General features: G+C 51.8%; 33 protein-coding genes. 7 read left to right on the top strand and 26 right to left on the bottom strand.

The window, feature by feature from the left end; genetic code table 11:
• The 10 genes from JXR92_RS00690 to JXR92_RS00645 are packed head-to-tail and all read right to left on the bottom strand — an operon-like array spanning window position 1 to window position 8,877.
• Complete coding sequence (locus tag JXR92_RS00690) at window positions 1-3,648, bottom strand: phage tail family protein (protein ID WP_206897511.1); 3,648 nt, start codon at window positions 3,646-3,648, stop codon at window positions 1-3.
• Window positions 3,645-3,851, bottom strand: a complete 207-nt coding sequence (locus JXR92_RS00685) for a hypothetical protein (protein WP_007562496.1) — start codon at window positions 3,849-3,851, stop codon at window positions 3,645-3,647. The genes JXR92_RS00690 and JXR92_RS00685 overlap by 4 nt, the downstream gene beginning before the upstream one ends.
• A 38-nt stretch (window positions 3,852-3,889) precedes the next feature.
• Window positions 3,890-4,378, bottom strand: coding sequence for a hypothetical protein (locus JXR92_RS00680; RefSeq protein ID WP_206897510.1), 489 nt, complete (start codon window positions 4,376-4,378; stop codon window positions 3,890-3,892).
• 3 nt (window positions 4,379-4,381) lie between these two features.
• Window positions 4,382-4,957, bottom strand: a complete 576-nt coding sequence (locus tag JXR92_RS00675) for a hypothetical protein (RefSeq protein ID WP_206897509.1) — start codon at window positions 4,955-4,957, stop codon at window positions 4,382-4,384.
• Window positions 4,954-5,280, bottom strand: a complete 327-nt coding sequence (locus JXR92_RS00670) for a hypothetical protein (RefSeq protein ID WP_224205180.1) — start codon at window positions 5,278-5,280, stop codon at window positions 4,954-4,956. Before JXR92_RS00670 ends, JXR92_RS00675 begins: the two co-directional genes overlap by 4 nt.
• Window positions 5,246-5,725, bottom strand: coding sequence for a hypothetical protein (locus JXR92_RS00665; RefSeq protein WP_007562503.1), 480 nt, complete (start codon window positions 5,723-5,725; stop codon window positions 5,246-5,248). Before JXR92_RS00665 ends, JXR92_RS00670 begins: the two co-directional genes overlap by 35 nt.
• Window positions 5,726-5,753: 28 nt before the next feature.
• Window positions 5,754-6,143 carry a hypothetical protein gene (locus tag JXR92_RS00660; protein ID WP_007562505.1) on the bottom strand — a complete coding sequence of 130 codons (390 nt, stop codon included), beginning with the start codon at window positions 6,141-6,143 and terminating at the stop codon, window positions 5,754-5,756.
• A gap of 15 nt (window positions 6,144-6,158) precedes the next feature.
• Window positions 6,159-6,623 carry an N-acetylmuramoyl-L-alanine amidase gene (locus JXR92_RS00655; protein WP_007562507.1) on the bottom strand — a complete coding sequence of 155 codons (465 nt, stop codon included), beginning with the start codon at window positions 6,621-6,623 and terminating at the stop codon, window positions 6,159-6,161.
• A gap of 6 nt (window positions 6,624-6,629) precedes the next feature.
• Entirely contained in the window at window positions 6,630-7,829 is a 1,200-nt protein-coding gene (locus JXR92_RS00650) for a BACON domain-containing protein (protein WP_117737026.1), read from the bottom strand.
• Window positions 7,830-7,836: 7 nt separating this feature from the next.
• Window positions 7,837-8,877 carry a head maturation protease, ClpP-related gene (locus tag JXR92_RS00645; protein WP_022199168.1) on the bottom strand — a complete coding sequence of 347 codons (1,041 nt, stop codon included), beginning with the start codon at window positions 8,875-8,877 and terminating at the stop codon, window positions 7,837-7,839.
• Window positions 8,878-9,080: 203 nt separating this feature from the next.
• Here JXR92_RS00645 and JXR92_RS00640 point away from each other — a divergent pair, with 203 nt between their 5' ends.
• The 5 genes from JXR92_RS00640 to JXR92_RS00620 are packed head-to-tail and all read left to right on the top strand — an operon-like array spanning window position 9,081 to window position 14,424.
• Window positions 9,081-9,524, top strand: coding sequence for a helix-turn-helix domain-containing protein (locus JXR92_RS00640; protein WP_007562513.1), 444 nt, complete (start codon window positions 9,081-9,083; stop codon window positions 9,522-9,524).
• A gap of 11 nt (window positions 9,525-9,535) precedes the next feature.
• Window positions 9,536-11,068, top strand: a complete 1,533-nt coding sequence (locus tag JXR92_RS00635; RefSeq protein WP_007562515.1) for a hypothetical protein — start codon at window positions 9,536-9,538, stop codon at window positions 11,066-11,068.
• Window positions 11,069-11,089: 21 nt separating this feature from the next.
• Window positions 11,090-11,515: a phage protein Gp36 family protein gene (locus tag JXR92_RS00630; RefSeq protein ID WP_007562516.1), complete on the top strand. Its 426-nt coding sequence runs from the start codon at window positions 11,090-11,092 to the stop codon at window positions 11,513-11,515.
• A gap of 12 nt (window positions 11,516-11,527) precedes the next feature.
• A complete protein-coding gene (locus JXR92_RS00625) occupies window positions 11,528-12,880 on the top strand; it encodes a phage portal protein family protein (RefSeq protein ID WP_007562517.1) in 1,353 nt (450 codons plus the stop codon).
• Window positions 12,881-12,918: 38 nt separating this feature from the next.
• Window positions 12,919-14,424, top strand: a complete 1,506-nt coding sequence (locus JXR92_RS00620) for a toxin glutamine deamidase domain-containing protein (protein WP_206897508.1) — start codon at window positions 12,919-12,921, stop codon at window positions 14,422-14,424.
• Here the strand turns inward: JXR92_RS00620 and JXR92_RS00615 are convergent.
• Complete coding sequence (locus JXR92_RS00615) at window positions 14,386-14,634, bottom strand: hypothetical protein (protein WP_007562519.1); 249 nt, start codon at window positions 14,632-14,634, stop codon at window positions 14,386-14,388. The two genes, JXR92_RS00620 and JXR92_RS00615, sit on opposite strands and share 39 nt — an antisense overlap.
• A gap of 68 nt (window positions 14,635-14,702) precedes the next feature.
• Here JXR92_RS00615 and JXR92_RS00610 point away from each other — a divergent pair, with 68 nt between their 5' ends.
• Complete coding sequence (locus JXR92_RS00610) at window positions 14,703-15,326, top strand: hypothetical protein (protein ID WP_181975829.1); 624 nt, start codon at window positions 14,703-14,705, stop codon at window positions 15,324-15,326.
• A 4-nt stretch (window positions 15,327-15,330) separates the two neighbouring features.
• Window positions 15,331-15,792, top strand: coding sequence for a hypothetical protein (locus tag JXR92_RS00605; RefSeq protein ID WP_007562523.1), 462 nt, complete (start codon window positions 15,331-15,333; stop codon window positions 15,790-15,792).
• Here JXR92_RS00605 and JXR92_RS00600 read toward each other — a convergent pair.
• The 15 genes from JXR92_RS00600 to JXR92_RS00530 all read right to left on the bottom strand — a co-directional run bounded on the left by JXR92_RS00600 (window position 15,775) and on the right by JXR92_RS00530 (window position 23,726).
• A complete protein-coding gene (locus JXR92_RS00600) occupies window positions 15,775-16,044 on the bottom strand; it encodes a hypothetical protein (RefSeq protein ID WP_007562525.1) in 270 nt (89 codons plus the stop codon). The genes JXR92_RS00605 and JXR92_RS00600 overlap by 18 nt on opposite strands.
• A gap of 110 nt (window positions 16,045-16,154) precedes the next feature.
• Window positions 16,155-16,817, bottom strand: coding sequence for a DUF3164 family protein (locus JXR92_RS00595; RefSeq protein ID WP_007751532.1), 663 nt, complete (start codon window positions 16,815-16,817; stop codon window positions 16,155-16,157).
• 18 nt (window positions 16,818-16,835) lie between these two features.
• On the bottom strand, window positions 16,836-17,033 hold the full coding sequence (locus tag JXR92_RS00590; protein ID WP_007562529.1) for a hypothetical protein: 198 nt from the start codon (window positions 17,031-17,033) through the stop codon (window positions 16,836-16,838).
• Window positions 17,020-17,205 (bottom strand): hypothetical protein, encoded by a 186-nt coding sequence (locus JXR92_RS00585; RefSeq protein ID WP_007562531.1) that lies wholly within the window; start codon window positions 17,203-17,205, stop codon window positions 17,020-17,022. Before JXR92_RS00585 ends, JXR92_RS00590 begins: the two co-directional genes overlap by 14 nt.
• Before the next feature lie 6 nt (window positions 17,206-17,211).
• Window positions 17,212-17,634: a hypothetical protein gene (locus tag JXR92_RS00580; protein ID WP_007562532.1), complete on the bottom strand. Its 423-nt coding sequence runs from the start codon at window positions 17,632-17,634 to the stop codon at window positions 17,212-17,214.
• Between the two features lies 1 nt (window position 17,635).
• Entirely contained in the window at window positions 17,636-17,869 is a 234-nt protein-coding gene (locus JXR92_RS00575) for a hypothetical protein (RefSeq protein ID WP_007562534.1), read from the bottom strand.
• Window positions 17,870-17,887: 18 nt separating this feature from the next.
• Entirely contained in the window at window positions 17,888-18,358 is a 471-nt protein-coding gene (locus JXR92_RS17515; RefSeq protein ID WP_007562536.1) for a DUF4406 domain-containing protein, read from the bottom strand.
• On the bottom strand, window positions 18,358-18,579 hold the full coding sequence (locus tag JXR92_RS00565) for a hypothetical protein (protein ID WP_007751522.1): 222 nt from the start codon (window positions 18,577-18,579) through the stop codon (window positions 18,358-18,360). Before JXR92_RS00565 ends, JXR92_RS17515 begins: the two co-directional genes overlap by 1 nt.
• Window positions 18,560-19,222: an AAA family ATPase gene (locus JXR92_RS00560; protein WP_032558186.1), complete on the bottom strand. Its 663-nt coding sequence runs from the start codon at window positions 19,220-19,222 to the stop codon at window positions 18,560-18,562. The genes JXR92_RS00565 and JXR92_RS00560 overlap by 20 nt, the downstream gene beginning before the upstream one ends.
• The gene (locus JXR92_RS00555; RefSeq protein WP_007751518.1) at window positions 19,191-19,448 is read right to left on the bottom strand and encodes a hypothetical protein; all 258 of its coding nucleotides are present in this window, start codon (window positions 19,446-19,448) and stop codon (window positions 19,191-19,193) included. The genes JXR92_RS00560 and JXR92_RS00555 overlap by 32 nt, the downstream gene beginning before the upstream one ends.
• Window positions 19,445-20,326 (bottom strand): AAA family ATPase, encoded by an 882-nt coding sequence (locus JXR92_RS00550; RefSeq protein ID WP_007751516.1) that lies wholly within the window; start codon window positions 20,324-20,326, stop codon window positions 19,445-19,447. The genes JXR92_RS00555 and JXR92_RS00550 overlap by 4 nt, the downstream gene beginning before the upstream one ends.
• A gap of 36 nt (window positions 20,327-20,362) precedes the next feature.
• Window positions 20,363-22,468 carry a hypothetical protein gene (locus JXR92_RS00545; RefSeq protein WP_206897507.1) on the bottom strand — a complete coding sequence of 702 codons (2,106 nt, stop codon included), beginning with the start codon at window positions 22,466-22,468 and terminating at the stop codon, window positions 20,363-20,365.
• An 11-nt stretch (window positions 22,469-22,479) separates the two neighbouring features.
• Complete coding sequence (locus JXR92_RS00540) at window positions 22,480-22,860, bottom strand: hypothetical protein (RefSeq protein WP_007758937.1); 381 nt, start codon at window positions 22,858-22,860, stop codon at window positions 22,480-22,482.
• Window positions 22,861-22,921: 61 nt separating this feature from the next.
• Window positions 22,922-23,188, bottom strand: a complete 267-nt coding sequence (locus JXR92_RS00535; protein ID WP_007751507.1) for a hypothetical protein — start codon at window positions 23,186-23,188, stop codon at window positions 22,922-22,924.
• A 145-nt stretch (window positions 23,189-23,333) separates the two neighbouring features.
• Window positions 23,334-23,726 carry a hypothetical protein gene (locus JXR92_RS00530; protein ID WP_007751501.1) on the bottom strand — a complete coding sequence of 131 codons (393 nt, stop codon included), beginning with the start codon at window positions 23,724-23,726 and terminating at the stop codon, window positions 23,334-23,336.
• Window positions 23,727-23,738 lie beyond the last annotated feature (12 nt).

Raw genomic sequence — 23,738 nt, 5'->3', positions numbered from 1 at the left:
TCACTTCACTTTTAGTCCGTCACGTATCATTTTCTTTATCACTTCCTTCAGTTCGCCCAGGTGTCCGGCGCTCACACCGGTGTTCTCGGCTATCCGGGCCAGATGCCCTTCAGCCGTGTCCATCTTCTCCACCACGCTTTCCAGCCGGTCGTCCATGCTGCTCCAGTGCTGCAGCCCGCCGGTGAACATGCCCTCCAGCTTCGTGCCCTGGTCCTGCGTCATGGCCGTAAAGCCGCCCGCTTTCGCACTTTGGCTCGTACCGCCCTGCTGCGTCTTGTCATAACCGGTGGCTGCCGCCAGGTTGTCACGCAGGGCAAGGGCTTCATCCATATACTGCATGTACTCTTCCATCAGCGCGTTCCGTTCCGCCTCGGTCAGTTCGTTGTCCTCCATGGCCTTGCCGAACTTCTCCCACCAGCCTTTCAGTTTGTCGCTGTACATCTCACCGATCTTGTTGCTCAGCATCGCCCGCATGAAGTACTCGGATATATCCTCCGCCGCATCCTTGGCACCGTACTTCATGTTCATCAGGTTGTCGATGAAGCTGCTGTACATACCGTCGAACGAAATGCCCGTCAGCCCTTCATACAGCTGGTCGGTCAGTTCCTCCAGCTTGCCGGCCTGGTCTATGTAGTCATCCAGTTTCTCGGTCAGTCGCCCGCCATAGCCTCCCTTACCGGTATTCTGGATTTGCGTCCACATATCCACGTTGCTGCGCAGTGCCTTCATTTCCTCCGGGCTCAGGCTCCACAGGTTCCCGTCCCACTGGCGGCCGATCTGTCCGCTCAGTTTGTCTATCTGTGCCTGGTTGAAACCGCCCCAGTAGTAGTTCCAGCTGTGGTGACTTCCGCTGTAGCGTGCCTGTTCCTTTGCTATCTGCAGATAGTTTGCATTCGTTTCTTTTTGGTATTTGTAAGCATCCCGGTAAGCTTCCACCGATTTTGTCCCCTTGCTTGCCTTAATGGTATCGGTCAGGTCTTCGATGGAAGTCTGCAGTTTCTCGTTCCGGTCCGTAAGACGGTCTATAGCCGCCTGCACTTCCCTGGCGTTCCCGCCGATGCCGAACAGTTTGTTGAAACCTCCGAAAGACACCGTGTTCAGCAGTCCTCCGATACCATTCACAAGGGAACCGCCTATCTGTTTGAACAGGTCTCCGCTGAGGATATTGTCGAGTATTCCGGTTATCGCATTGAAAATGGTATCTATCAATGATGAGATAATCGGGCCAATACCGTCTTTCAGCAAATCCAGTATGGAGAGAATGGCCGATATGATTTGTCCGATGACTCCGGCACTTGACAGGGTTTCGGACATCCGGCTGATGGCATCGCCGACCTTGCCTCCGATATTCAGTTTTGAAAGACCGGTAAGCATGTTCTGGATTCCTTCAAATGATCCCTGCAAGGTTCCGCTCGCAAAGCCGTGCAACCCGTCGGATACCATGTTCAACCCGTCAACCGTGTCCCGGGAGGCACTTTTCACCTCCCCGGCAAGCGCCTTCATTTCAGAGGTGGCGTTCAGGTATTCTTCGTCAGCTGAAATGCTGGACGATTGGGCCATTTGAAGAGCGATTTTAGTACGTTCTATTTCTGCCTGGTTACCGCTTTCAAGAGCCTTGTTGTAATCGGTCTGCGCTGCTTTTAACCGAATGAATGCCGCTTCCTGCTGCAGTTCCGCATTTTGCACGCGTGTTACGGCATCCCCCAAAGCGTGCATCTGCGTTTGCAGCCGGGCAAAATCCAATGTCCCGTTGCCACCGGGGAGCATGCTTTGAATCCGTTCGATGGCATCGTAAACGACCTGCTGGTCTGCGGCTCCCGTTTTTTTGAACTCATCCGTCTTGACATACTGTTTAAGCTCGCCAAGCAGGTTCTTCATCTGGTCTGCAAGCAGACCGGTCAAATCCCCGAACGCTGCTCCCCAGTCTATCTTCTGGGTAAGGGCTTCCATGTCCACTTTGTGCACAGCCGCATCACGCTGCTTCTCCAAAGTCAGCCTTTCTCCCTGGGACTGTGCCTTGCGGATTTTCTCGGCATATTCTTCAGCGATGGCCAGTTTCTGCTGCTGGAAGGTCCCGTATTCCTTCAGATAGTCACGCATGGCTTCCGCCTCTTCCCTGTACACGTCCGCCTCCGCTTTTTTCCTTGACTCGGTGTTTGAGGCACGGGCTTTTTCAAGTTCATCCTGTTGCTCCCGGGTAAGTCCGTTATCTCCGGTGGAAAGACCGGCTTCCTTGTTCTCACGCTTCCAGTCGGCTTCCTGCCGGTTTATTTCTTCTTTCCGGGCGTTATAGTCATATTCGATTTGTGCCAGTTTCTTTTCGGTACCGGCTTGCATGCGGTCTATCTCTTCCTTCCGGTTCTCGGCCTGCAGGGCGGCAAGATCCTGCGCCAGCCTGCGCTCTGTGGCAAGCCGTTGCTTGGCTTCCGCTTCCGGATTCTTCCCGGACTGTTCGGGGTCGGTATGTCCGCCGATATTTCCTTTTTTGGCTGCTTCTGCCGCTTTCTTTACCTCTTCCTCCGCTTTTTTCAGATAACCGTCGCGTTTGTTTTCGGCATTTTTCAACAGTATGTCATAAGCTTCCTGATCATGTTTCTTGATGGCAGCCTGTGCGTCATAGAACTGCCCGGATTCTGCCATGCTTGACTGCATGATATATTGTCCCCATTTCCCGAAAAAACCCATGGCGCTTTCCGCCTCTTCCGGTTTCTGCGCCTTGATTTTATTCACCTCTTCATCGGCTTCTGCAGCTTTTTTTACAAGGTTCTGGACATTGGCCTGGTGCAGCAGGACCTGTACATAGTCCTCGCTCTTTTGGATAAGGGTATCATACCATTCGGAAAGTGTTTTATAATACCCGAAAGATTCCCCGTACTTGCGGTTCAGTTCCTCTACCTTCGCCTTTTCCTGTTCCTTGCTGCCGGTGAAGTTCTTTATTTCATCGATGACCGATTTCAGTTCGAAGCGGGTACGCACCATCTGGGCACGGCCGTCCTTCTCTATCTCGGTCATTTCCTTGACTGATACGTTGAATTCATCCACGCCTTTTTTGGCACTGAACAGGTTTTTCGTCCAATCCCAGATTTCATCACCGTACATTACCAGCAGCATGATGCCGGTGGTCATGGCCGTCTGCCAGGAAAAGAGCGAGGACAGGACCTGTTTCCATACCGGTGTGCCTTTCTTGCCTGACTTCTGCAGCTCATCATATTCCTTACGGGCACGGGCCAGTTCGTCCGTAAAAATCGGCAGGTTGTTGGATATGGCCAGAAAGAACATCTGCGGTCCCATGGCCAAAGAAGGCATTTCACGGGCCATCTGCTGGATGCTGTTGTGAAGCCCGTTGAACTGGCGCTGTGCATTGGGCATGTCTGCAGGGGTGACCTGCACGGATTCCGATTCCTCCTGCAGCAGTTTCAGTTTGCCGCGCAATTCCTCAAGCTGCTTCTCCAGTGCATGGATCTGCGCGATATTGGCACTCTGGTCCAGATTGGGGGCAGCCGTCTCCCCGGCAAGGCGCAGCCTTTCCAGTTCAGCCTCCAGCAGCCTGACGGTATTACGCAGTTCCAGCGCCTCACGTTCGGCCTTGTTCATGCCGGGCGTGAGTTTGTCCTTCATCAAAAATTCAATTTCTACAGGTTTGCTCATTCCAGTTTGCTTTGAAAAAATCCTACTATATCGTTCGCTTCATCCTCGGCGCTGTGTTCCGGTCTGGGAGCACCGTTTCCGCCGCCTTGCTTTTTCCGCACATACCGCGGCGCGTCGCTCAGCATCATGATCAGCGTCTGGTAATTCACCCCATCAAGGATGTAATCCACGCTCCAGCCGGTCGCCGATGCAATCTGCCACACGAAGCCGAAAGGGCTATGGGAACCTTCATACCGGGTTCTTAACTCCCCTTCCTTGCCTGGCTCAGTCTCGGAGTCATCGGGTTCGCCCGCGCTGTCGAGCTGATAATACGCATAAAATCCTTCGTGCCCATCATACGCTCGAATGTTCGGAACATGGCCGTCAGATAACGCCACTCCACAAAGTTCCGCAGTACCCACGCTGTCACCCCGATGCCCACGTGCCGCGACACGTATCCCCGGCATACCGTATAGGCCAGCAGGCGGCTCACAGCCTTACCATGCTCCGCCACAAAGGCCAGTTCCTCGGTCTTGTCCTTCGGTTGCCAATCGGGTTTGACACCCGTCTTCAGGTATTCCCGCGCCAGCAGAATCTGACCCCGCAGCCTCGGACGCTTCATCGTCACACGCACCTCCACCGGGCGTTTCAGCCACGGAAGCTTCCACCTTTTAAGAGGTACGGACACGCCGCTGTCAAGCAGCGCGTCCGCACACTCCATCTCTATCAGTTGTTCCAAACGGTCAGCCATACGTTAGCCCTCCTCACTTTGGAGCGATGCTGCAGCCGCGGCTTCCGCCGGCGGCAGCTTGTACTGCCCCCACTCGTCCGGTATTGCTTCCGTATCGAACACGCCGTAAGGCTGCGAACCGTCCTCCGGCATCGCCACTTCGAGCGTAACCTCTATCTTGGAGGTTTCTGTAAGGGTCAGCTTGCCTGCAGGATTGGAAAGCAGCGTGGCGTTGGGAATCAGTACGCTCTGTCCGGACACGAGGGAGAGTTCCCATGGTCCCTGCATGACAAGCACCTCCGACGGGGCTGTCCAGCCGATCGGAGTTTTCTTTTCCGAGTCTTCTTTCTTATAATGCAGGCTGCCGCCAAGCAGTTTGTGCAGGTTCGAATAGCTCATCTGGATCACATTGAACGTCGGGGCGATGCCGCCGTTACTCTGTGGGATGACCAGCACCGGGGCACCCTGCACCTGTTCGGCCTCGATCTTCGCGGCCTCGGGTTTCTTGCCGCCCAGGTCAAACGAGTTCTTTTCAATATACCCGATTGTGAAATCCTTATACTTTACGGCTCCTATGCCGTACATGAAATTCTTGTTCATCGTTTATAAAGTTTGATGGTTAATAACACACCGGCCAATAAGCCGGCCAATACACCTGTGATAAACGTCCGCATCCGGTTCGGAGGGCGTTTTTCTACTGTTTGAACGTCATTTGAAATTTCGCTCTTGGTTTCGCTACGGATGCGCGCCAGCTCTTCTTCATACCATAGCACCAGCTGCTGCAGACTGTCACACGAGGCTTCGGCCACGATGTTCCCGCTGTCGTCGCTGCCTACGGTCAGATTCGCCTGTCCGCTCTTGCCACGGTACACGGCACCTTCAGGAAGTTTACGGAGGCTGTCCGCAGGTATAGACAGCTTCACCGAACTCGCCGGTATACCCGCCATCACCAGTCCCGCCCGTCGGCTTCCGCTCGCGCTGTCGGTGCTTGCCGATTCCGTCTGTATCTTCTCCACCGTCGTGCTCTTCCTGCTGCTTGCGCAGCCCGCCAAGCACAGGACAGTCATCATGATGGCGGCAACTGTTGGCAGTGTCAATGGCCTTGCGCAGTCGCGCCATTTCGCGCTTGTTGGCCTGCAGGTCTTTTCTTGTTGCATTCAGTTCTTCTTTTAAGGGTACCACAATATTGCTCACCAAAACGCGGGTGGCATGTTCTGCGTTATCCACACGCACACCCTCTGCGTCGGCTTCGGCTTTCATCGCTTCCGCTTTCGCTTTCCTCACCGTAGCACGCAGGGAACCGATGGCTGCTGCAGTGCCCACAAGGCCGCCGCTAAGAATAATGTTCATGATCTCGCTAAAGTCCATACCACCCGTTTTTTAGTCAGTCAACCTTTTATTCTGCTTCCTCGCGTTTCTTTCGGAATAGTCCGATAACCCATTGCACCAGTCCCGTGTCGGCTACCCCATTGGCTACAAGTGAGGCACCAAAACCATAGAGCAAGGCAATGTCCCAGCTCACATCACTCACAAATCCGGCATCAAGCCACCACAGTAGCATCGCGCACACCAAGCCCACACACCAGCTCACCAGCTGCGTCACCCAGCCTTTCATGTTGGGGAACAAACCTTTCAACCCTTCAGTAAGCACCACCACACCGCCGACGAAACCGGCAAAGGTGCCAATCATTGCGTCATAGTCCGTTGCCGGAACATCGGCCCCTTGGGCCATCACAGCCGATACTGTTCCCAGCATCAGCATCATAAACAGCATAATTCGTTTCATTGATTGCTTCTTTTATTATTGGTTAATACCTATTTCTTTCAGCCATTTCTGTACATCGAAACTGGGGCAGGCTTTGGCCGCCAGCTCGTTGTGTCCCACAATGCGCACATCCGGGAATCTGCGATGGAAGTCCTTCACATACTTCTCCAGTGCCTTTTTCTGGCAGCCGGTGCGGGTGTCCTTCGGGGTCTTGCCGTCCTTGGCCACACCGCCGGCATACACAATGTGGCGGCTCACGCTGTTGTACCCCTTGGCTCCGTTGGTCACTTCCCAGGGATCCACCTGCGCATCCTCGTTGTTGTTCACCAAGCGTTCCACACCGCCCTGCAGGTGGAACAGGTCGGTGTAGCCCACCTGTTTCCAACCTCTGCCACCCTGGCTTACGGGCGAAGTGTGCCACTTCCGGATGTCCGCCGATGATACCTCACGCCCCTCCGGGGTTGCCGTACAGTGAATTACCAGATACTTCAATTTTGCCATACCATCTTATTCTTTCTGGTTTTGGGTAATGGTAATCTTGGCCGTCTTGCTGCGGTCGGCATTGAGCGTAAGGGTCAGTGTACCGGTTTTCTGACTGCCACTGTTTGCACCGGCCGAAATCTTCACGCCTTTATCCGTCGCTTCCACCTTGAAGCCGGCAGGGGCACTGCCTATCTCATATTCTCCGCTGGCGGTCACGGTCACTTCTTCACTGCCACCGGTTGCCTCAAGGGTCACACTGGCAGGGTCAACTGAAATCTTCTTCTCGCTCGCCTTGAACACGGGGTTGCTTCGCTTGTCCAGCACCACCACTTCTTCACCGAAGGCAATGTTCGTGTCAGCCTTCATCAGCATCTTGAAGAAGTACAGTTCGCTCGCGTTCGAGATCTTGTCAATCTGAATCACGTCTTCATCGTCCTGCAGGTTCACAGCCGCAAACAGGTTGCCGCCGGCATCGGGCGAACAGAGGGTGCACACAATCAGATCATCGGGCCAGGCCGCAAGCGTCTCAATGGTAATGCCCTTGTAGCGACGGGCATTCACATCGGTTTCGCTCGTGTTCTTGGACTCGCGCTGGGTCAGCTCGTCATCATACTTGTCAAAGTCGTTCACGCTCATCAGAATGCGGAGGTCCGGGTTGTTGCGGATGGCCACGGGAATCTTCGCACGCATGGCTTTCAGTCTGCCCAGCATGGTCGATTCTGCGCTGTCCACCACAATCACCTCAGTATCCTTGGCCATCTGGGTCAGGATGCCGTTAAACAAGTGGTCGTCATCATCCCCATATTCACCGTTCACATAGTGGTCACCCAGTTCAAACTGTACCCGCTTGGCCAACTCGGCAAGCAGGGCGTTCTGCGCTTCGGGCGGAAGTTCCGAGAATACCAGGTTGCCCTTCGGCTGCCATTTGCGCCAGATGTTCTCGAACGTGCGGGGGTTAAACACCGTAAAGGCCATGAAGTCCACCGGGTCAAGACTCTTTTCGTCGTAGTTGAAGTTGCCCTTCGAATCCTCCACGCCGGGGTTCTCCTTGCGCTTCTGGAGCATCTTGCCGGTCTTCAGGCGCGGCAGGCTGATTTTCTTCTCCACACCGGGAATCACCATGATCAGCCCCTTTTCCACAATCTCATTGCTCGTAGCGGCAAGCGTCAGCAACTGTTCCAGTACCTCGCCGCTGTAATTCGTGTTTCTTACAATTATTGCCATAGTTCAATCACTTTTTACGTTTGTCCTTAATTTCTCGCATACGCCTGTTCCAGGGGCTTTCTTCACCATTCGGTTCCAGATGCAGGTCTTCCATCACACGGCGCTTTACCGGCAGTTGGGCCAGGGCCTTTTCGCCGTTCTCGCGGTCATTGGCCAAAAGGTTTTCGTAGATGGGGCGGGTAGTCGCATCAATGCGACCGTCCTGCTCGGCTGCGTCAAGCAGCTGCTTGCGGGCGGCAAGGTCTTCGGCTTCAGCCTTGTCTTCGTAGGTCTTCACCTTGGCCTTCAGGTCGGTGTTCTCTTTCGTAAGGATAGGTACCTTGCCTGCCTCTTCCTCCAGTTGGTCCATCAGGCGGAACACATCCGCATCACTCGCGCAGTCCTTGAAGCGCGGGCGTTTCTTTACGTCTTCCAGATTCATGTCTTCTCTGTTTTTTTGTGGCTCAACGAGCCGGTTATTGAATAAAGTATATATCTGCGCCGGTGTACTGTCTGCCGGCACGGGGTCTGCATCATAGATGTCGTCTATGAAACCAAGGTCCAGGGCTTCCTTGGCGGTCAGCCAATGGTCCTCGCCGTCAAAATAGGTCTGTTTCACTTCTTCCTTGCTCATGCCCAGCCGCTCGGCATAGATTTCACTCAAGCTGCCTTCCAGGCTTTCTATCTCTTCCATGCAACGCTGCAGGTCCTGCTTGTTGCCGTAACACCCGCCGCTCACACTGTGCAGCATCAGACGGGCATATTTGCTCATTTCTACGGGCTTGCCGCAAAGGGCTATCACACTGGCCATGCTGGCGGCTATGCCATCCACATAAATGCGGATGTCGGCCTGGCTATGGCGCAGGGCGTTGAATATCGCAATGCCGCTGTACACTTCCCCGCCGTTGCTGTTGATACGCACATGGATGCGTCGGCTCACGCGTTCGGCTTCCATCAGTTCCTGGGCTATGCGCCCGCTTTGCACCTCCGTATAGTCTCCGATGTCCCCGTACAGGAATATCGTACTGGTGCCGTCGTCACTCGTTGTAATATTGAAAAATCTGCTCATCGTCATGTCTTTACCAGCGGTTTCCCCGCCTTTCGATGGTGCGAAAATAGAACATTCCCATGGCACCAAGAAACCGCGTCCGCATCATAACGTTTTCTGGCGTTATCATAACGCTGTAACCCGTCATCATGCGTACGCGCTTTTACAAACCCCGCTTTTTCATGCAATTTTGTAACGTGATTTACAACTAAAAAGGACGATTTATGGCAGATTTGACGAATGCCCAGAAAAAGGAATGGGCAAAAACTTTGTACCTCAAGGAAAACCTCACACAGCAGGAAATCGCCGACCGGGTGGGCGTGTCACGGGTGTCCGTGTCCAACTGGGTACGGGCCGGGAAGTGGGAGGAACAGAAGGTGGGGCTTACGCTCACAAGGCAGGAACAGGTGGCTAACCTCTACCGGCAGGTGGCCGAAATAAACAAGGCCATCGCCGAACGGCCCGAAGGGGAACGGTTCCCCTCATCCAAGGAGGCTGACATCCTCGGGAAACTGTCGGCGGCCATACGCAACATGGAGCAGGAAGTGGGCATTGCCGACATCATCAGTGTCCTCACCGGGCTCATCGACTGGGTACGGGCGGCCGACCTCGAAAAGGCAAAGGAAATTACACGCCTGGCCGATGCGTACATTAAAGACAAATTATAAAGGGATAGACAATGAAACAGACTGACAGACTCGCTCTCCTCGATTGGGAGAAGTACAAAGAAGACATCGCAAGGGCTACACCGGTCGATAGGAACATGACGGCAGCCGAACGGGAAAAACACCGGGAATATCTTGAGAAACATCCCATAGAATGGATCAAGTTCTTTTTTCCGAATTATGTCAAATATGAATTTGCCGACTTCCAGAAAAAGGCTATCCGGCGGATCATTGCACACGATGAATGGTTTGAGGTGCTTTCTTGGAGCCGTGAGCTGGCCAAATCCACCGTCACCATGTTCATCGTCATGAATCTCACGCTTACCGGACGCAAAAAGAATGTGATTCTGACCTCCAACAGCAAGGACAATGCGGTGCGCCTGCTCGATCCCTACCGGGCCAATCTCGAAGCCAACGGACGCATCATGGCATACTACGGCAAACAGGAACTGCCGGGCTCATGGACCGAGGATGAATTCACCACCAAAGGGAAGGTCTCTTTCCGCGCACTGGGTGCCGGACAATCTCCGCGTGGTTCGCGAAACGAGGCCATACGTCCCGACGTACTGCTGGTCGATGACTTTGATACGGACGAGGATACCAAGAACCCGGACATCATCCAGAAGCGCTGGGACTGGTGGGAAAATGCGCTGTATCCCACAAGGTCCATTTCCGAACCTACACTGGTCATCTTCTGCGGAAACATCATCGCCAAGGACTGCTGCGTGGTGAGGGCGGGCGAAATGGCCGACTCCTGGGACATCGTGAACATCCGCGACAAAAACGGTTTTTCCACATGGCCGGAAAAGAACTCGGAAGAGGACATCGACCGCACACTGTCCAAAATATCCAAAAAGGCGGCACAGGGAGAATATTTCAACAACCCGATTTCCGTGGGAGAGGTATTCGAAAACATTGCATACGGCAAGGTTCCGGCACTCTCCAAATTCAAGTTCCTCGTGGTGTATGGCGACCCGGCACCGGGCGAAAGCAAGGGTAAGAAAGGCAAATCCTTCAAGACGGTTTCGCTCTGTGGCAAATTGGGTGGCAGGCTTTACGTCATCAAGACTTTCCTGGCACAGGCGCTCAATGCGGAGTTCATTGACTGGTATGTCCGGATGCTTGAATTTGTCGGGGGCAAGACCAATGTCTATTGCTACATGGAGAACAACAAGCTGCAGGACCCTTTCTTCCAACAGGTGTTCAAACCGCTGGTGGCAAAAGTACGCCGCGAACAGAAGATTGCGCTGTTCATCCGGGGCGACGAGGAGAAGAAGACGGACAAGGCTACGCGCATCGAGGCCAACCTTGAACCGCTCAACCGCGAGGGGAACCTCATCCTCAACGAGGCTGAACGGGACAATCCGCACATGAAGGAACTGGAGGATCAATTCAAGTTGTTCACCCTGACCATGCGCTATCCGGCCGACGGACCGGATGCGGTCGAAGGGGCGAACCGTATCATTGACGAACTGATCAGGCGCATTGAACCGCCCGTATTCCGATCACGGAAGGATGTAAGAAAACGGAATAAGAAAAGATTATGACAACTCTAAAACAATAGGACTATGAGCAAATTTGTTGAACTTACCGATTACGATGCGAGCATCCACCGAGACATCCTCGACGCACTGGTTCGCGAAGACGAAACGGTCATTGAGGTTTGCGAGGACAGGGCCATTGCCGAAATGCGGTGTTATCTGGGCAAACGCTACGACTGCAACAAGATTTTTGCAGCCACCGGCGAGAACCGTAACCAGCTCGTGCTGATGATGGTCATCGACATGGCGGTCTATCACATCTTCTGCATCCACAACCCGCAGAAACTTTCCCAGGTACGCAAGGATCGTTACGAACGGGCGGTGGAATGGATGAAGGCGGTGGCCGACGAGGACATTTCAATCGAAGGGGCTCCGCTGCTGCCCGAGGAACAAAGGGCGGGCAGGTCGGATTTCCGCATTCAAAGCAACCGCAAACGAACGAACCACTGGTAAAAAGCAAGCATCATGAAAAAGAAAAACAGAAAAAACAACAAAGCCGGCATCATCACCGTAGGGGGAAACTTCACGTTGCCGGGACAAAAGAGACCGAATGTGATTGTGCTCACACAGCCCAAACGCTTCGGGCTGGACATTTCCGACTACATGGCAGCCGTAAGGGTGGCCGAGAATGTCGATTTCTCGCGACGTTACAAACTTTATGACCTCTACGAGGACATTCTGATGGATACCCACCTTTCCTGTGTGCTCGAAAAGCGAAAGAATGCCGTGCTGTGCTCCAACATGGAATTCCGGGTGGACGGGAAGCCCGACGATAAAATCAACGAACAGATACAGTCGCCCTGGTTCAACCGGCTGGTGGGTGACATCCTTGATGCGAAATTCTGGGGCTTCTCGCTCTGCCAGTTCTACAAGCTGCAGGAGTGGGTGGATTATGACCTGGTACCACGCAAGCATGTGGATCCGGTCAGGGAACTCATCCTGCGCCACCAGACGGACATTACCGGCCATTCCTGGAATGAATATACCGACCTGCTGTTTGTGGGTTCACCGTCCGATTTGGGGCTGTTGGCCAAGGCTGCACCTTGGGTCATCTACAAACGTAACACTACGGGCGACTGGGCACAGTTCTCCGAGGTATTCGGCATGCCTATCCAGGAATATATCTATGATTCCGACGACGACGAGTCACGCCAGCGGGCCATGGAGGATGCGGCCAATGCCGGAAGTCTGGCGCAGTTCTTCCATGCCAAGGACACGGAACTCAAACTCACGGAAGCCGGAAACAAAACAGGGTCTGCCGATGTCTATGAACGCCTCTGCGAGCGGTGCAACAACGAAATTTCCAAACTGATACTGGGCAATACGCTGACCACCGAATCGTCCGAAAAAGGCACGCAGGCTTTGGGTACGGTTCATAAGAAAGTAGAGGACAAGGTACTGGAGGCCGACCGGAAGTACGTGCTCAACGTGCTGAATTACGACATGACGGACATTCTGCTGCGCATGGGCATCAACACCGAAGGGGGTACGTTCTGTTTCCCCGAACCGAAGGAAACGGATGCCGGTACCAAAATATCCATCCTCACGCAGCTGAAGAAGAACTTCAACATCCCCATCGACGACGACTATCTCTATGAGGAATTCGGTATCGACAAACCGGCCAATTACGAGCAGCTGAAGGCGGAACAAAAGACGGCTGAACAAGCCGACCAGATTCCAAGCCCGAAGAAGGAGCCGGAGCCAGCGAATAAGGGACGGGATGATGAACCGACACCGAAACAGAAAAGAAACTTCCGGAACTGGCTCAAAGGTTTTTTCGTGAAAGCCCCGGCAGACGGGGCAGCTTTAGACTGGTAGTCGACAGACTGTATGCGGCTGATAATGGCAGCATCTCCATGGAGTTTGACTTCTCCGAAGAGGTGCTGCGGCGTGCCTTGCTGAACATATACAGCAGGGACTTTCATCCGGCAACCGAAATCGAAATCAACCTGTTCAATGAAATATGGGCAAAGATGGACAAGGCGGCAAAGGAAGGGTTCAGCAAATCCAAGGCCATTACTCCGGACGAGGATTTCAGAAATGCCATACTCCGGAACAATGCCGTATTCTCGGCATTCAAGGTACATCGTATGCAGAATGACATGGCACGACTTTTATTGGATTCAAACGGCATTTTAAAACCGTTCGACAAATGGGTACAGGAAGTCTTGCCCATTGCTTCCCATCAGGTTCGTCACTGGCTGCGGACGGAGTATGATACGGCGGTCATCCGGGCGCATCAGGCGGCTGACTGGCAACAGTTCCTGCGCGAACGCGATATTCTGCCCAACCTCAAATGGCTACCGTCCACCTCCATTCATCCGGGGGCTGACCACCGCCCGTTCTGGAATACCATCCGGCCGATTGATGACACGTTCTGGAACATCCACCGACCGGGCGACCGGTGGAACTGCAAGTGCGACCTCACTGCCACCGACGAGGAGCCGACACCATTTCCGGACGAAGACGACAAGAACAAGCCCCAGCCCGGACTGGATAACAATCCGGGAACGGACGGCAAACTGTTTTCCGACAATCATCCATATCAGGCAGAAGCCCACAAGGGTGCCCAAAAAGCGGTGGATAAACTTATGGCCCGTATTGACGAGATGATTGCGGAAATGCCGGACTACCTTACCGGGGAGGAAAAAATGGCCATTGCCCGGAACAACCTCGAAATGGAAAAGGCTCTTAAAATCAAAAAAGGAAAACCTATGGATGTGGATAAGGCGGACAAACAGAATGCAAATCCCAAACATGTGGAAGAGTATATTTTGGATTCCAAAGGAATATACCGCGATAAAAGGGGAAACAGATACCGGAAGAACAGCGATTACGATAAAAAACGGGATACTCCATACAGTATCAACTGCCAGACTTGCGCACCGGCATACGCTTTACGATTACGTGGATGGGATATTACCGCCAAAGGCAATGTCGCAGGGTCTAAACTTGAATATCTGAGTAATGGACGTGCTTTTGAAGTCTGGAAAAACACCGACGGTACTCCGGCGCAACATATAAGTATAAACAGCTGGCTTGCGCACAAAGGATACCTGAAAATGACCCCTAAAAGGTACATGGAGTATTTCAATGAGGTATGTAAGGAAGAAGGCGTGTATGAATTGTGCATCGGCTGGAAAAGTGGAGGAGGTCATGCTACAATCCTGCAACGGTTTGCGGATGGTGAACTAAGGTATATCGAACCCCAAAGCGATAATTCTGCCGGTTCAGGAATGGAATGGAAAGACGTAAAATATTTATGTGAAATAGGAGCTGCGACTTCCCACAACTGCAGGGGAGTCCTGAGAATTGACAATAAGCTATTCGATGTCTCCTTCCTCGATATTTTCGATACATGAATCGATAACGTCAAGGGATAACGGACCGGTTATTTCGGTTGCGTCTTTACCGTCATACAGATAGACGAAAGGATAACCGGTACAGGAGTCCCCCGGAAACTTGAACACATAGGCTTCCTGGCCTTCATAAATACCAAGGTATTCGAAGGTGTCACCGTATTGCTCAATAAGTACACGGGCCTCGTTCTTTACTTGTTCCGGTATATTCATAACGCATAAAAGGCATATTGGAAGCCTCGGTTGCAAAGTTATAAATTATTCTTGAATTACTGATGATTATGGACATAAAAGATTTTACGGAAATGATAAAGCGGAAACGTGACAGGCTGGACAGTATGATGCGCCGCAAAATGCCAGTCATGGTAGGACGAATGGCCAAAGACCATTTTCAGGATAACTTCCGGCAGGGTGGATTTGTCAATGGCGGTCTTCACCCTTGGCCCAAAGCCAAACGGCTGTCCTCGGGAGGTTCCGATGCCGCCAGCAATTATGGAACGCTGCTCTCCGGCAGGAAACATCTGTTCAAATCGGTCGGATATACACCTGCAGACTACCGGGTAAGGGTATTCAACGAGGTGGTCTATGCACCCATCAACAACTGGGGCGGGGAAATCGATGTCACCGTCACAGACCGCATGAGGCGCTTTGCATGGGCCAAGTTCTACAAGGCTTCGGGAAAAAGAAAAAAAGCCGGCACAGGGCAAAAGAAACGCGTCAAACGACGTTCCAAGCCGAAGGAACTGAATCCGCAGGCACAGTTCTGGAGGAACATGGCGCTTACCCAAAAAAAGAAACTGCACATCCGCATCCCGCAGCGTCAGTTCATGGGCGAAAGCGAAGAATTGAACCGGCGTATCCGGGAAAAGGTGGACCAGGAAATTACCAACATTTTAAACCAATAACGATATGGACGAAATTTTTATCGCAATCATGGAACAGATTGCACAGGAAATGCCGGAACTCTCTCTCATCGACGAGGACTACGGACAATTGGAAATGGGAGCAGAAGAAGACCAGTACCCGGTCACTTTCCCTTGTGTATTAATCGGAAATACAAACTCCGACTGGCACGACCTCGGATACGGGGCACAGAAAAGCGAATCCGCACTGACCGTCCGGCTGGCCATCGATTGTTACGACGATACAAGCTACGCATCCGGCACGTATGACAAGGTGAGGGAAAGGCAGCAGCTGGCCAAGAAATTATACAAGTCGCTGCAGTGTCTGCAATGCACGGACAACGCTTCGCCGCTGGTACGCGAGAAAAGCCGTTCGTATGCCATGCCGCATTACATCAAGGTCTATGAAATGACGTTCTCATTCACACTGCACGATGAATCGGCCATGCCGTCATCTTATGGGGAATAGTTCCAGCTGGGCGGCAGTCAGACGGGGGGCTTTCACCTTGGGAACAGGCTTCAGATTGTAGTCTGTTCCCTCACGTGATTTCCGGCGGATGATGGTCATGATACGTTCCTCGGATATAAAGAATTCGCGCTCCGACAACACTTTTAAAGCATCGTCGAACCGCAACCGCTGTATTTCTGTCCAATAGTAGTAACGACGGCATAGTGCCTCGTCACGCAGCTTGATCAGTTCTTTATCCCGTCCTTTGCCCATACATTTTATTTCTCTTACAAAAATAACTGATTTCCATCTATTTTAAGAACAAAAGCGCCGCAATTATAACAACTGCGGCGCTTTCTGTTTATAGGGTTAACGGGTTTCGGCTACAAACGGCAGAAACTGGGTTCAATGCGGGTCCATACGCCGTTTTCAGGGTTGCGGCGGCTGAAGTAGTAGTTGGTGGCATTGCGCTGCACTACATTAGCTTCCTTGAACAGGCGCATGATGTCTGCATACTCTTCATCGAACTTATCTTCCAGTTCATACAGCTTTGAAATGCTCTTGTAGTCCAGGTCGCCCATCTTGTTGCGCTCCAGCAGGGTCATGGCCATCTGATACATCGGATCATCAGAACCTTTCTCGCTGTTCTGCATGTAGCGCTTCAAATAGTCAATCAGACGGTCGGCTGCCATGTCGGCTCGTTCATCGAAGCCTTTCACCTTGTTGCTTTTCACTTCCAGACGGAAGTCTCCGTCCGTAATGGTATAGCTGCGCTGTTCGTCGCTTTTCACCTGGCCGTATTCCTTCATCACCTTGGTAAAGGCATCGGCTTCTTTTTCCAGCCATCCGCGGAACCCGGTCACGGCATTCACCATCTCAAGAACGTTGGTCTTTACTTCGTGCATAAACTCACCGCGTAATGCCTCGTAAGTTTCACGACGGGCGATGCGGTCTTCTTTCTCTTCTTGCTGCAGCTGGGCCATGAGGGCTGCTCGCTGTTCTTTACTCAGGGACTTGATGTCCACACTTTGATTGTTCTTTTCCATTTTAAATCATTTTAGTTGTTAATCAGCTATTACTTTGTCATCCTTCAGCAGCAAAGCGAATGTCCTGTCTCTTTCTGCTTTGGTTTCAAACTTCTTGTATGTCTTCCAGCCACCGTTTATGCCGGTACACATCTTTATCCTCGGGCCTGGATAATCATCCTTTCGTATTATACAGAACCCCGCTTTTATCAGCTTGTCTTGGTCATCTATCCTCATAATCATCCTGCTTTTCCGGTTCATCGTCTATCAGCATGGCCTCCCCATTGGCATACGCCCAGTCGGCCAGTTCGTTGAAAAACTCCGCTGCATCCTGGTTCTCCATATCGGATGTCGTAAGGGTCACGTCTTTTCTTATGCGCTCAAGCGCTTCATGTGCTTTTTTATCCATATTGCTCTATTTATCGGTTAAACCTCCTTTTCGTTGGATAGCCCGCAGTTTGATGGCCAGTTGTTCCAGCTCGGCTGTACTAACCTGAACAAAGGGCTTGCCGGCTATCCGGGGGTTGTTGCAGAATTCGTTCACCCGGTTCCAGTCGGTGGTGTCTATACCCAACTGTTGCATCAGCTTCAGGCAGACGCTGCGTTTCCGTCGCAGTTCCTCGCGAAGTTTCTGCCGCCATTCGTCTTGTCCGCTCAGTTTCTCCAGAGCAGTACAACAAACTTCATACTCCTTGGCCGTCATTTCCTTCAGACTGTCTGTCCGGTTCCACGTGTACTGCAGCACGATTTGTTTTTTGAATTCCTCCCGATCGCCCTGATAAGGCAGTTTGTTGAACAATGCATAGAACCGGGCGAAATTGGTTACTTCCTGTGCCATATCATCCTTTCACTTTTTTCTCCACTGAAAGAATTGCCAAACTTATCATCATAAGTTTTACAGACTGGCTGTCCTCTTCAAACAAATCAATATCCGCAACCACAGGCTCACCGCTCATGGTGTTCCATATTTGCTCTACCTCTTTCGTCTTCTTTTGATTCATCAAAAAGAGATACGCGTCATACTCGGAACGGTCAAATTCAAATACGACCTGAACTTTCTGTTTTTCTTCCATACATTCACTATTAAAAGGTTATTCAAACAATACTTTAATGCCACACGAACTGGCTACGTCAAGCTCCAGTTTGGCTCCCTTGCTCAGTTCCCAGTCCTTCAGCATGTAGATATAGTCACAAGCCAGCAACAGGGCAATGTCGGCCCGCATGTGGGCTCTCCAATGAGCTTCATCCGGCAATCCGTTCCTGAAAGGGTTTACAGGATCATAGCCTTGTGCCATCAGTTTCTCCTCGGCACGGCTGAAGGCTTCCTTGCGCTCATTCATATCATAGTGCGCGATGGCTCCGCTGATGTACACTTTCCCGGCACCGGTCGCTTCACCACGTTGAAAAGCCTTGTGTCGTTCCCACCGTTCCGGAACCACCACACTGTAGTTGCACGATTGGCAGCAGCAGCCTTCTTCTTTCACCGGGAACGGATTGTATCCGTAGCCCTCATACTCTTTGCCGCAGATGCAGCACACTTTCTTTTCTTCTTTCTTTTCCATCACTTCAAATCTTTAATGTTTATTTGGCAGGACGGATGCCATACCTGAATATTCCGAGCAAACATCACATCCCTGGTTTCTATCACTACGTGTCCCTTTGTCTTGGCCCTGCGCAGACGGAGGTCGCTTTGTATGTTACGTTCTACCCAATCGTCCACCACGGCCTCCGCTTCCTGTTCTTTCAGGAGTATCTGGTACAGCTTATTCTCCCATTCCATCATTCAAATAATCCTCCATATTATCGTCCTTCAATGTTTTGGCAGCACCTTCTTCCCATATCACGTAGGGCTCACCGGGCCGCTCCATAAAGCGGCTTTTGCACCAGGCTTTGAAACAGCTTACCATGATTTTCACATCGGCATCATATTCCACCTTGCGGGCGCTTCTACCTGCCGGATGAAGCCCCTCGGCATGGCTGATGAAGATAAACAGTTTCTTGGGATGACGTTCCTTGAACTCCTTGTAGGTTTTGTAGTTCAAGCCGCTGTATTGGAAGCTGTCGATAATCACGATTCCGGGACTGCCTCTGCGCCGTAACCGTTCCTCCAATTGCTCCATCGGTTCCCGGTCAAGGATAATCAGCTTCTTTTTCACTTCACCCATCTTGTGCCGTTTCAGGCTCATCTGGAACGACAAACCGGTACTTTCTTCCAAACTGTCATAAATTACGCGTCCGAAGCTACACAGGTACTTGGCCAGCTGCATCACAAAGCTGCTCTTACCGTTTCCGCTGGCTCCCCAAATAATCCACACGCCGCTCTTGGCCGGGTTGCCTATCGAGGTTTGCCAGTCCCCGGAAAACTCGAACCGGGGAATCTTCATGTTCAGCACCTCACCGGGACTGTAGGCTCTCTTCAGTTTCACGGTTACCTCCTTTCAATTCTTCAATAAGAGCATCAGCATAGTCCACAGCAAGTCTGGCAACTTGTTTTATAGACATTATACCTGATGAATTGCTTCTTACTACCGGAAGCATGCTTTTGGCAATTTCATATCTGCGCTGTTCCCAGTCTATCTCATTCGCTTTTCTCATCTCGCGATGGATACCGATAACAGCATCCATCGCTTGCATTTCTATCTTGCTTATCATGCCTGCATCCTCCTTAATTTTTCGATTTCGGTATATACGCGCCGCAAGCCGCCTCCGGTGCTATGAACAATCTTGGCAATGTCGGCACCGTCCGGGGCATTGATTTTTGCGACGATGGCAGCCTGTGCCTTCAGAAACTTTTCGCGTTCCTGCGCATCGTCCGGGGTCACCTTGCTGTAGGAGTCACCGTAGCGGCTCAACATTTCGGTATAGCCCACCTTCTTGCCTTCGATGGCGCGGTTGATCTTCTCCTTTAATCCGTCGGCACCCATCATATACCAGGCACAGCAGCGTTCCGTAGCGTTCCAAAGCGCCTTTAACTCCAGGAAGGCTTCATACTGCAGGTCCCCGGCTTCATCCAGGATAACCAGGGGCGTATCAATCGTGCGCAGGTAGGCCACCAGATCCTCATACACGTCGCTATAGCGTCCGTTGCTGGTCACACCGAATTCCTTGGCAATGTAGCGTATCAGCTTCAGTTTGGTCTTCACCTGGCTGCAGTCCACATATACGGCGTGCTTGTGCTGCTTCACGTAAGCTTTCGCTGTAAAGGTCTTGCCGATATTGGGCATATCGCACAGGATGGCACTCAGCCCGCTTCCCTGGCACACTTCCAGCTGCTTGCTCACAAACACGTAGGTCGGGGTCTGTGCTGCCAGCCAAGGTATTTCTGTACGCAGTTGCACGCCTAATCTTCGGGCTATACCTACCCAGTTGGCATCACTGACCTGCTTTTCATAATTGCCCCGCTTGATGGCATTGTAAACGCTGGGGGCTATGCCCAGTGCCGTGGCATGGCGGTTGTCACTGGGATAATTTTCACGGTCGGCGGCTATCGCTGCCACAATACGTTGCTTTACTTCATTTGTTATTTCCATTTGAATGCTGTTTTAAATTCGTTCTAACGTCGTTAATTATATCTTGGCTACTGCATCATGCTCGAAGGCACTGATGTCCATATAGGCTGAGTAATCTTCTTCCTCGGCTTGTGCAGGAAGGGGAACGGCTTCCGCCTGTACCTCTGTTATCAGCTTTGCTTCCTCTTTGGCAAGGATGCCCACACGCTTGATCTTGCCGTCCTTCATCATCTTGTCGAATTGAGCTACATACTTGGACTGTTCGGTATAGGCTGCCTTGTCGTACTCGGTCTGCTCGGCTGTATTCTCATTGTAACGGGCTACGGGCTTGCAGGTGGCGATATATCGTCCGTTCTGGTAGATATATACCTCGTTGATGGTTCCGTCGGCATCGGGCAGATAATAGGCATCTACCTTGTAGTTCCTCGGCTCCAGCTTTTCGATGATTTCCGGGCTGGGCAGTCCGTATTGGTTGTACATCACCGTGCAGTAGGTGTTCTGCCGGATGGTTGTTTCGGTGTGCTGTCCGATGAACCGGTAAAGAACGGCCTTGTCCCAAGGTGCAAGGTTCGGGTTCTGATGGGCGCAAAGCACATCCCAACGGCTCATGCCCGGATAGCGCTTTTGGTTGGGGTGAGGCTGTGCGTTGAAGGTCTCAATGGCGCGTATATCATCGGCTACCAATTCTTCATAACTATAGGCCTTCACCTTGTAGGTGTTGTTCTTTTCGTCATACACCTTTTCTTCCTTCGGGCGGTTGGCCTCCAGCTTGGCATACCATCGGCCGATACCTACCTGCGTGCGTTTCTCCACACCGTATTTCTTTTCGCGGTTCTTGTGCTCGGCACGTTTTTCACGCGAGTTCCCGGGGTTACACCAGCGGATCAGGGGGAAGACGGTACCGGCTTGCATCAATCCGTCGGCAAAGTCGCTTACCAGGTGGTGTTCCACTTCTAACTCGGCGGGGATATACATGCCGTTCCGGTCCAGGGTCTGGAACATGTTTCGCATGCAGTCTAAAAATAACTCGGTAGTCTTGTACCGGTTGTAGGCATATCCCACCACAGCACCGCTCACCACATCGTAGGCATAATAGGCTTTCACTCGGTTGCCATCCTTCATTGGGCGCGGCAGGTCGCGGTCGTCAAGAGAAACCTTACTCAAGGAATATTCACCGATGCTGCGCAGATGATAAGGACGGTAGGCATTGTTGAAATCCCATTGGCTCATGTGCAGCTTACCGCGAAGGGCCTTGTTCTTGGGGTTGTTCAGGTAGTTGGCTACTGTGGCCGGGCTCAATACCAGCGGATTTCCATCCTTGTCGGTAAAGTCTGCCGGATTCAACACCTCGCCGGTTTCGGGGTCATATAGCTCCAGTTCTCCTTGCACAAATAGATTGTACTGTTCCCACACGGTGGTATTGAAGGGCTGCTCCGGTTGGGCATCGATGCTCAGCAGCAGGCGTTCAATGTCATAGGTCACTTTCCGGCGGTTCTGGTTCATGAACTTGCGGCTGATAAGGCTTTCATAGCCGTTGGCCTTGAAGTCATTCACACGCTTCTTGAAGCGGTTGGAACTGACAGGCAAGGTATGTCCGAACTCTGCTTGGTAGTAACTGATGGCTCCTGCCAGTTCGCCCCAGTTCACCGGCCCGGCCTTCATGGCCTTTCGCATAAACGTGGCATCCTCCATGGCACGCATCACTGCCTCAATTACCGAAGCGTTTACCGTATATTCTTGGATGTGTTCCGGTGGCAGTGTATCTCCGTTGTCAAAACGGAACCGGGTGTAAAATTCCCGGGCTTTCGCATCGATGTGGTAATGGCTGCCGAGCCAGTTTCTTATTACGTCTTCTTTCATATCTCCGTATTTTAGTTTTATCCTTTCCTGAAACCGTAGGGGCATGGTGGCTATTTCTACCAAAACGTAACCTCCCAGACCTCTTCCGGATCGAACTACATTGATTTTCTCCTTTGCCGCTAACTTCTTGTAATTGGGTATCGACATGATGGGAGCAAGTTCTTCTTCGGAAAGAGTGGAAGGATGAACTCCTTTCAGCGTGCGGCTTCTGCTGTAGTCTGCCTTTCCGTTCACCATCACCGGTCGGTCATCGTAAGTCAGGTCATTGTAGGATATGCACAATATCTTTCCATAATACTCCATTTCATTTCTATTTATAAGGCAGATGCCATCTGTTGGGTCTCGTGCTGCAGCTGCATGAAATCCGATACAAATTCACATTGGTAGGTTTCAGTCCGTTTTCCGTCCACGTACACATCCACATCATTGGTCTTTCTGTGGACCACGAGTTTTACACGGGGACCGAAAGTGCAGGTCATGGTCTTCTCGCACTCCTCGAAGGTGGTTTCGCAGTTCGGGATGAAGTTCCCGTCAGTCAGTTTGCCGCCTCGCTTCAGGGCAAGAGTGCGTATCCGGCGCGCCTGATCGCTGTCACGGACAAAATTCAGTGCTTGCCACACAGCCTGACGGCTGCATCCGAATGTCTTCATCAAGAAGGTCTTGGTCTCGTTATCTGTCAAAATCTGCTTTCTCATATCGTCATACTTTTTAATCGTTATCGTTCGTTCAAAGGTTTTCAACGGCTTCCGCTATTTCCTAATCACCCGTCAGTATTTCATGAAGGCGTGTCCCTTTCTGCAGTTCTTCGACCAGCACCTGCATCGCTTCCTCACACACACAGCTCACATTCTCTATCACCCGGTAGGCATCCGAGTTGCTTATCTCATCCTCCGTCATGAATTGTCCAGCCAGCTCCATCGCCTGGTCGGCAATATTCTGCGTATGTGCCGTACTGCCTATCATCGTGCGCAACTTCTGTTTGAACAGACTCTCTGCTGTTCTCGGATTGAAATTCTTTGCCATAACTCTAAATTTTAAAAGTTTATATCGTGGGGCGCGGGGAATCGAACCCCGACGGCTTTCTACGCTTTCTTATTTCGATTTACCAACTCTCCGGCCGTGCCTGCCGCCCCTGCCCGTCTTTCCGGGCTGCCAGTTATCCGGCAATCTATTTGCCTTGTTCTTCTATCATCGAAAGGACAACCATCCTGTCTTCATCCCAAAGCGGAAGCCCCAATTCAATGGTCCGTTTCACCACTTCCATCTCACCGACCAGCCCTACCGCTTCTTTGCGGAAATCGGTATCGTCATACGCATGCGCCTTTCCAATCAGGAAGTCGGTCAGGTTGCCGATAACTTCCTTTTGCCGTTCACATTTCATCTCATAGTTCAGCACCCGTACATGGACATCGCGGATAATCCGGCTGTCCCCATGTTTCTTGAAATCTTTGCAGAACTCATCCTTGTTCATCGAAGTGTTCAGATAAACCGCATGGATGTAATCAAAATCCTCTGCTGTAGGGGTTATCCCCGTCCGTTCCATAAATTCTTGCTGTGTCATAAACTCACTTAT

The sequence above is a fragment of the Bacteroides parvus genome (assembly GCF_017309675.2).
Taxonomy (GTDB): domain Bacteria; phylum Bacteroidota; class Bacteroidia; order Bacteroidales; family Bacteroidaceae; genus Bacteroides; species Bacteroides uniformis.
Note: the sequence above shows the minus strand (reverse complement) of the source record. Positions and strands in the feature narration are given on the sequence as shown.

What these genes read in the sequence shown, in the direction of transcription:
- JXR92_RS00690 (WP_206897511.1), bottom strand. Translation starts at nt 3,648, where the DNA reads ATGAGCAAACCTGTAGAAATTGAATTTTTGATGAAGGACAAACTCACG.
- JXR92_RS00680 (WP_206897510.1), bottom strand. Translation starts at nt 4,378, where the DNA reads ATGGCTGACCGTTTGGAACAACTGATAGAGATGGAGTGTGCGGACGCG.
- JXR92_RS00675 (WP_206897509.1), bottom strand. Translation starts at nt 4,957, where the DNA reads ATGAACAAGAATTTCATGTACGGCATAGGAGCCGTAAAGTATAAGGAT.
- JXR92_RS00665 (WP_007562503.1), bottom strand. Translation starts at nt 5,725, where the DNA reads ATGGACTTTAGCGAGATCATGAACATTATTCTTAGCGGCGGCCTTGTG.
- JXR92_RS00660 (WP_007562505.1), bottom strand. Translation starts at nt 6,143, where the DNA reads ATGAAACGAATTATGCTGTTTATGATGCTGATGCTGGGAACAGTATCG.
- JXR92_RS00655 (WP_007562507.1), bottom strand. Translation starts at nt 6,623, where the DNA reads ATGGCAAAATTGAAGTATCTGGTAATTCACTGTACGGCAACCCCGGAG.
- JXR92_RS00650 (WP_117737026.1), bottom strand. Translation starts at nt 7,829, where the DNA reads ATGGCAATAATTGTAAGAAACACGAATTACAGCGGCGAGGTACTGGAA.
- JXR92_RS00645 (WP_022199168.1), bottom strand. Translation starts at nt 8,877, where the DNA reads ATGAGCAGATTTTTCAATATTACAACGAGTGACGACGGCACCAGTACG.
- JXR92_RS00640 (WP_007562513.1), top strand. Translation starts at nt 9,081, where the DNA reads ATGGCAGATTTGACGAATGCCCAGAAAAAGGAATGGGCAAAAACTTTG.
- JXR92_RS00635 (WP_007562515.1), top strand. Translation starts at nt 9,536, where the DNA reads ATGAAACAGACTGACAGACTCGCTCTCCTCGATTGGGAGAAGTACAAA.
- JXR92_RS00630 (WP_007562516.1), top strand. Translation starts at nt 11,090, where the DNA reads ATGAGCAAATTTGTTGAACTTACCGATTACGATGCGAGCATCCACCGA.
- JXR92_RS00625 (WP_007562517.1), top strand. Translation starts at nt 11,528, where the DNA reads ATGAAAAAGAAAAACAGAAAAAACAACAAAGCCGGCATCATCACCGTA.
- JXR92_RS00620 (WP_206897508.1), top strand. Translation starts at nt 12,919, where the DNA reads ATGGAGTTTGACTTCTCCGAAGAGGTGCTGCGGCGTGCCTTGCTGAAC.
- JXR92_RS00615 (WP_007562519.1), bottom strand. Translation starts at nt 14,634, where the DNA reads ATGAATATACCGGAACAAGTAAAGAACGAGGCCCGTGTACTTATTGAG.
- JXR92_RS00610 (WP_181975829.1), top strand. Translation starts at nt 14,703, where the DNA reads ATGGACATAAAAGATTTTACGGAAATGATAAAGCGGAAACGTGACAGG.
- JXR92_RS00605 (WP_007562523.1), top strand. Translation starts at nt 15,331, where the DNA reads ATGGACGAAATTTTTATCGCAATCATGGAACAGATTGCACAGGAAATG.
- JXR92_RS00600 (WP_007562525.1), bottom strand. Translation starts at nt 16,044, where the DNA reads ATGGGCAAAGGACGGGATAAAGAACTGATCAAGCTGCGTGACGAGGCA.
- JXR92_RS00595 (WP_007751532.1), bottom strand. Translation starts at nt 16,817, where the DNA reads ATGGAAAAGAACAATCAAAGTGTGGACATCAAGTCCCTGAGTAAAGAA.
- JXR92_RS00590 (WP_007562529.1), bottom strand. Translation starts at nt 17,033, where the DNA reads ATGAGGATAGATGACCAAGACAAGCTGATAAAAGCGGGGTTCTGTATA.
- JXR92_RS00585 (WP_007562531.1), bottom strand. Translation starts at nt 17,205, where the DNA reads ATGGATAAAAAAGCACATGAAGCGCTTGAGCGCATAAGAAAAGACGTG.
- JXR92_RS00580 (WP_007562532.1), bottom strand. Translation starts at nt 17,634, where the DNA reads ATGGCACAGGAAGTAACCAATTTCGCCCGGTTCTATGCATTGTTCAAC.
- JXR92_RS00575 (WP_007562534.1), bottom strand. Translation starts at nt 17,869, where the DNA reads ATGGAAGAAAAACAGAAAGTTCAGGTCGTATTTGAATTTGACCGTTCC.
- JXR92_RS17515 (WP_007562536.1), bottom strand. Translation starts at nt 18,358, where the DNA reads ATGGAAAAGAAAGAAGAAAAGAAAGTGTGCTGCATCTGCGGCAAAGAG.
- JXR92_RS00565 (WP_007751522.1), bottom strand. Translation starts at nt 18,579, where the DNA reads ATGATGGAATGGGAGAATAAGCTGTACCAGATACTCCTGAAAGAACAG.
- JXR92_RS00555 (WP_007751518.1), bottom strand. Translation starts at nt 19,448, where the DNA reads ATGATAAGCAAGATAGAAATGCAAGCGATGGATGCTGTTATCGGTATC.
- JXR92_RS00550 (WP_007751516.1), bottom strand. Translation starts at nt 20,326, where the DNA reads ATGGAAATAACAAATGAAGTAAAGCAACGTATTGTGGCAGCGATAGCC.
- JXR92_RS00545 (WP_206897507.1), bottom strand. Translation starts at nt 22,468, where the DNA reads ATGGAGTATTATGGAAAGATATTGTGCATATCCTACAATGACCTGACT.
- JXR92_RS00540 (WP_007758937.1), bottom strand. Translation starts at nt 22,860, where the DNA reads ATGAGAAAGCAGATTTTGACAGATAACGAGACCAAGACCTTCTTGATG.
- JXR92_RS00535 (WP_007751507.1), bottom strand. Translation starts at nt 23,188, where the DNA reads ATGGCAAAGAATTTCAATCCGAGAACAGCAGAGAGTCTGTTCAAACAG.
- JXR92_RS00530 (WP_007751501.1), bottom strand. Translation starts at nt 23,726, where the DNA reads ATGACACAGCAAGAATTTATGGAACGGACGGGGATAACCCCTACAGCA.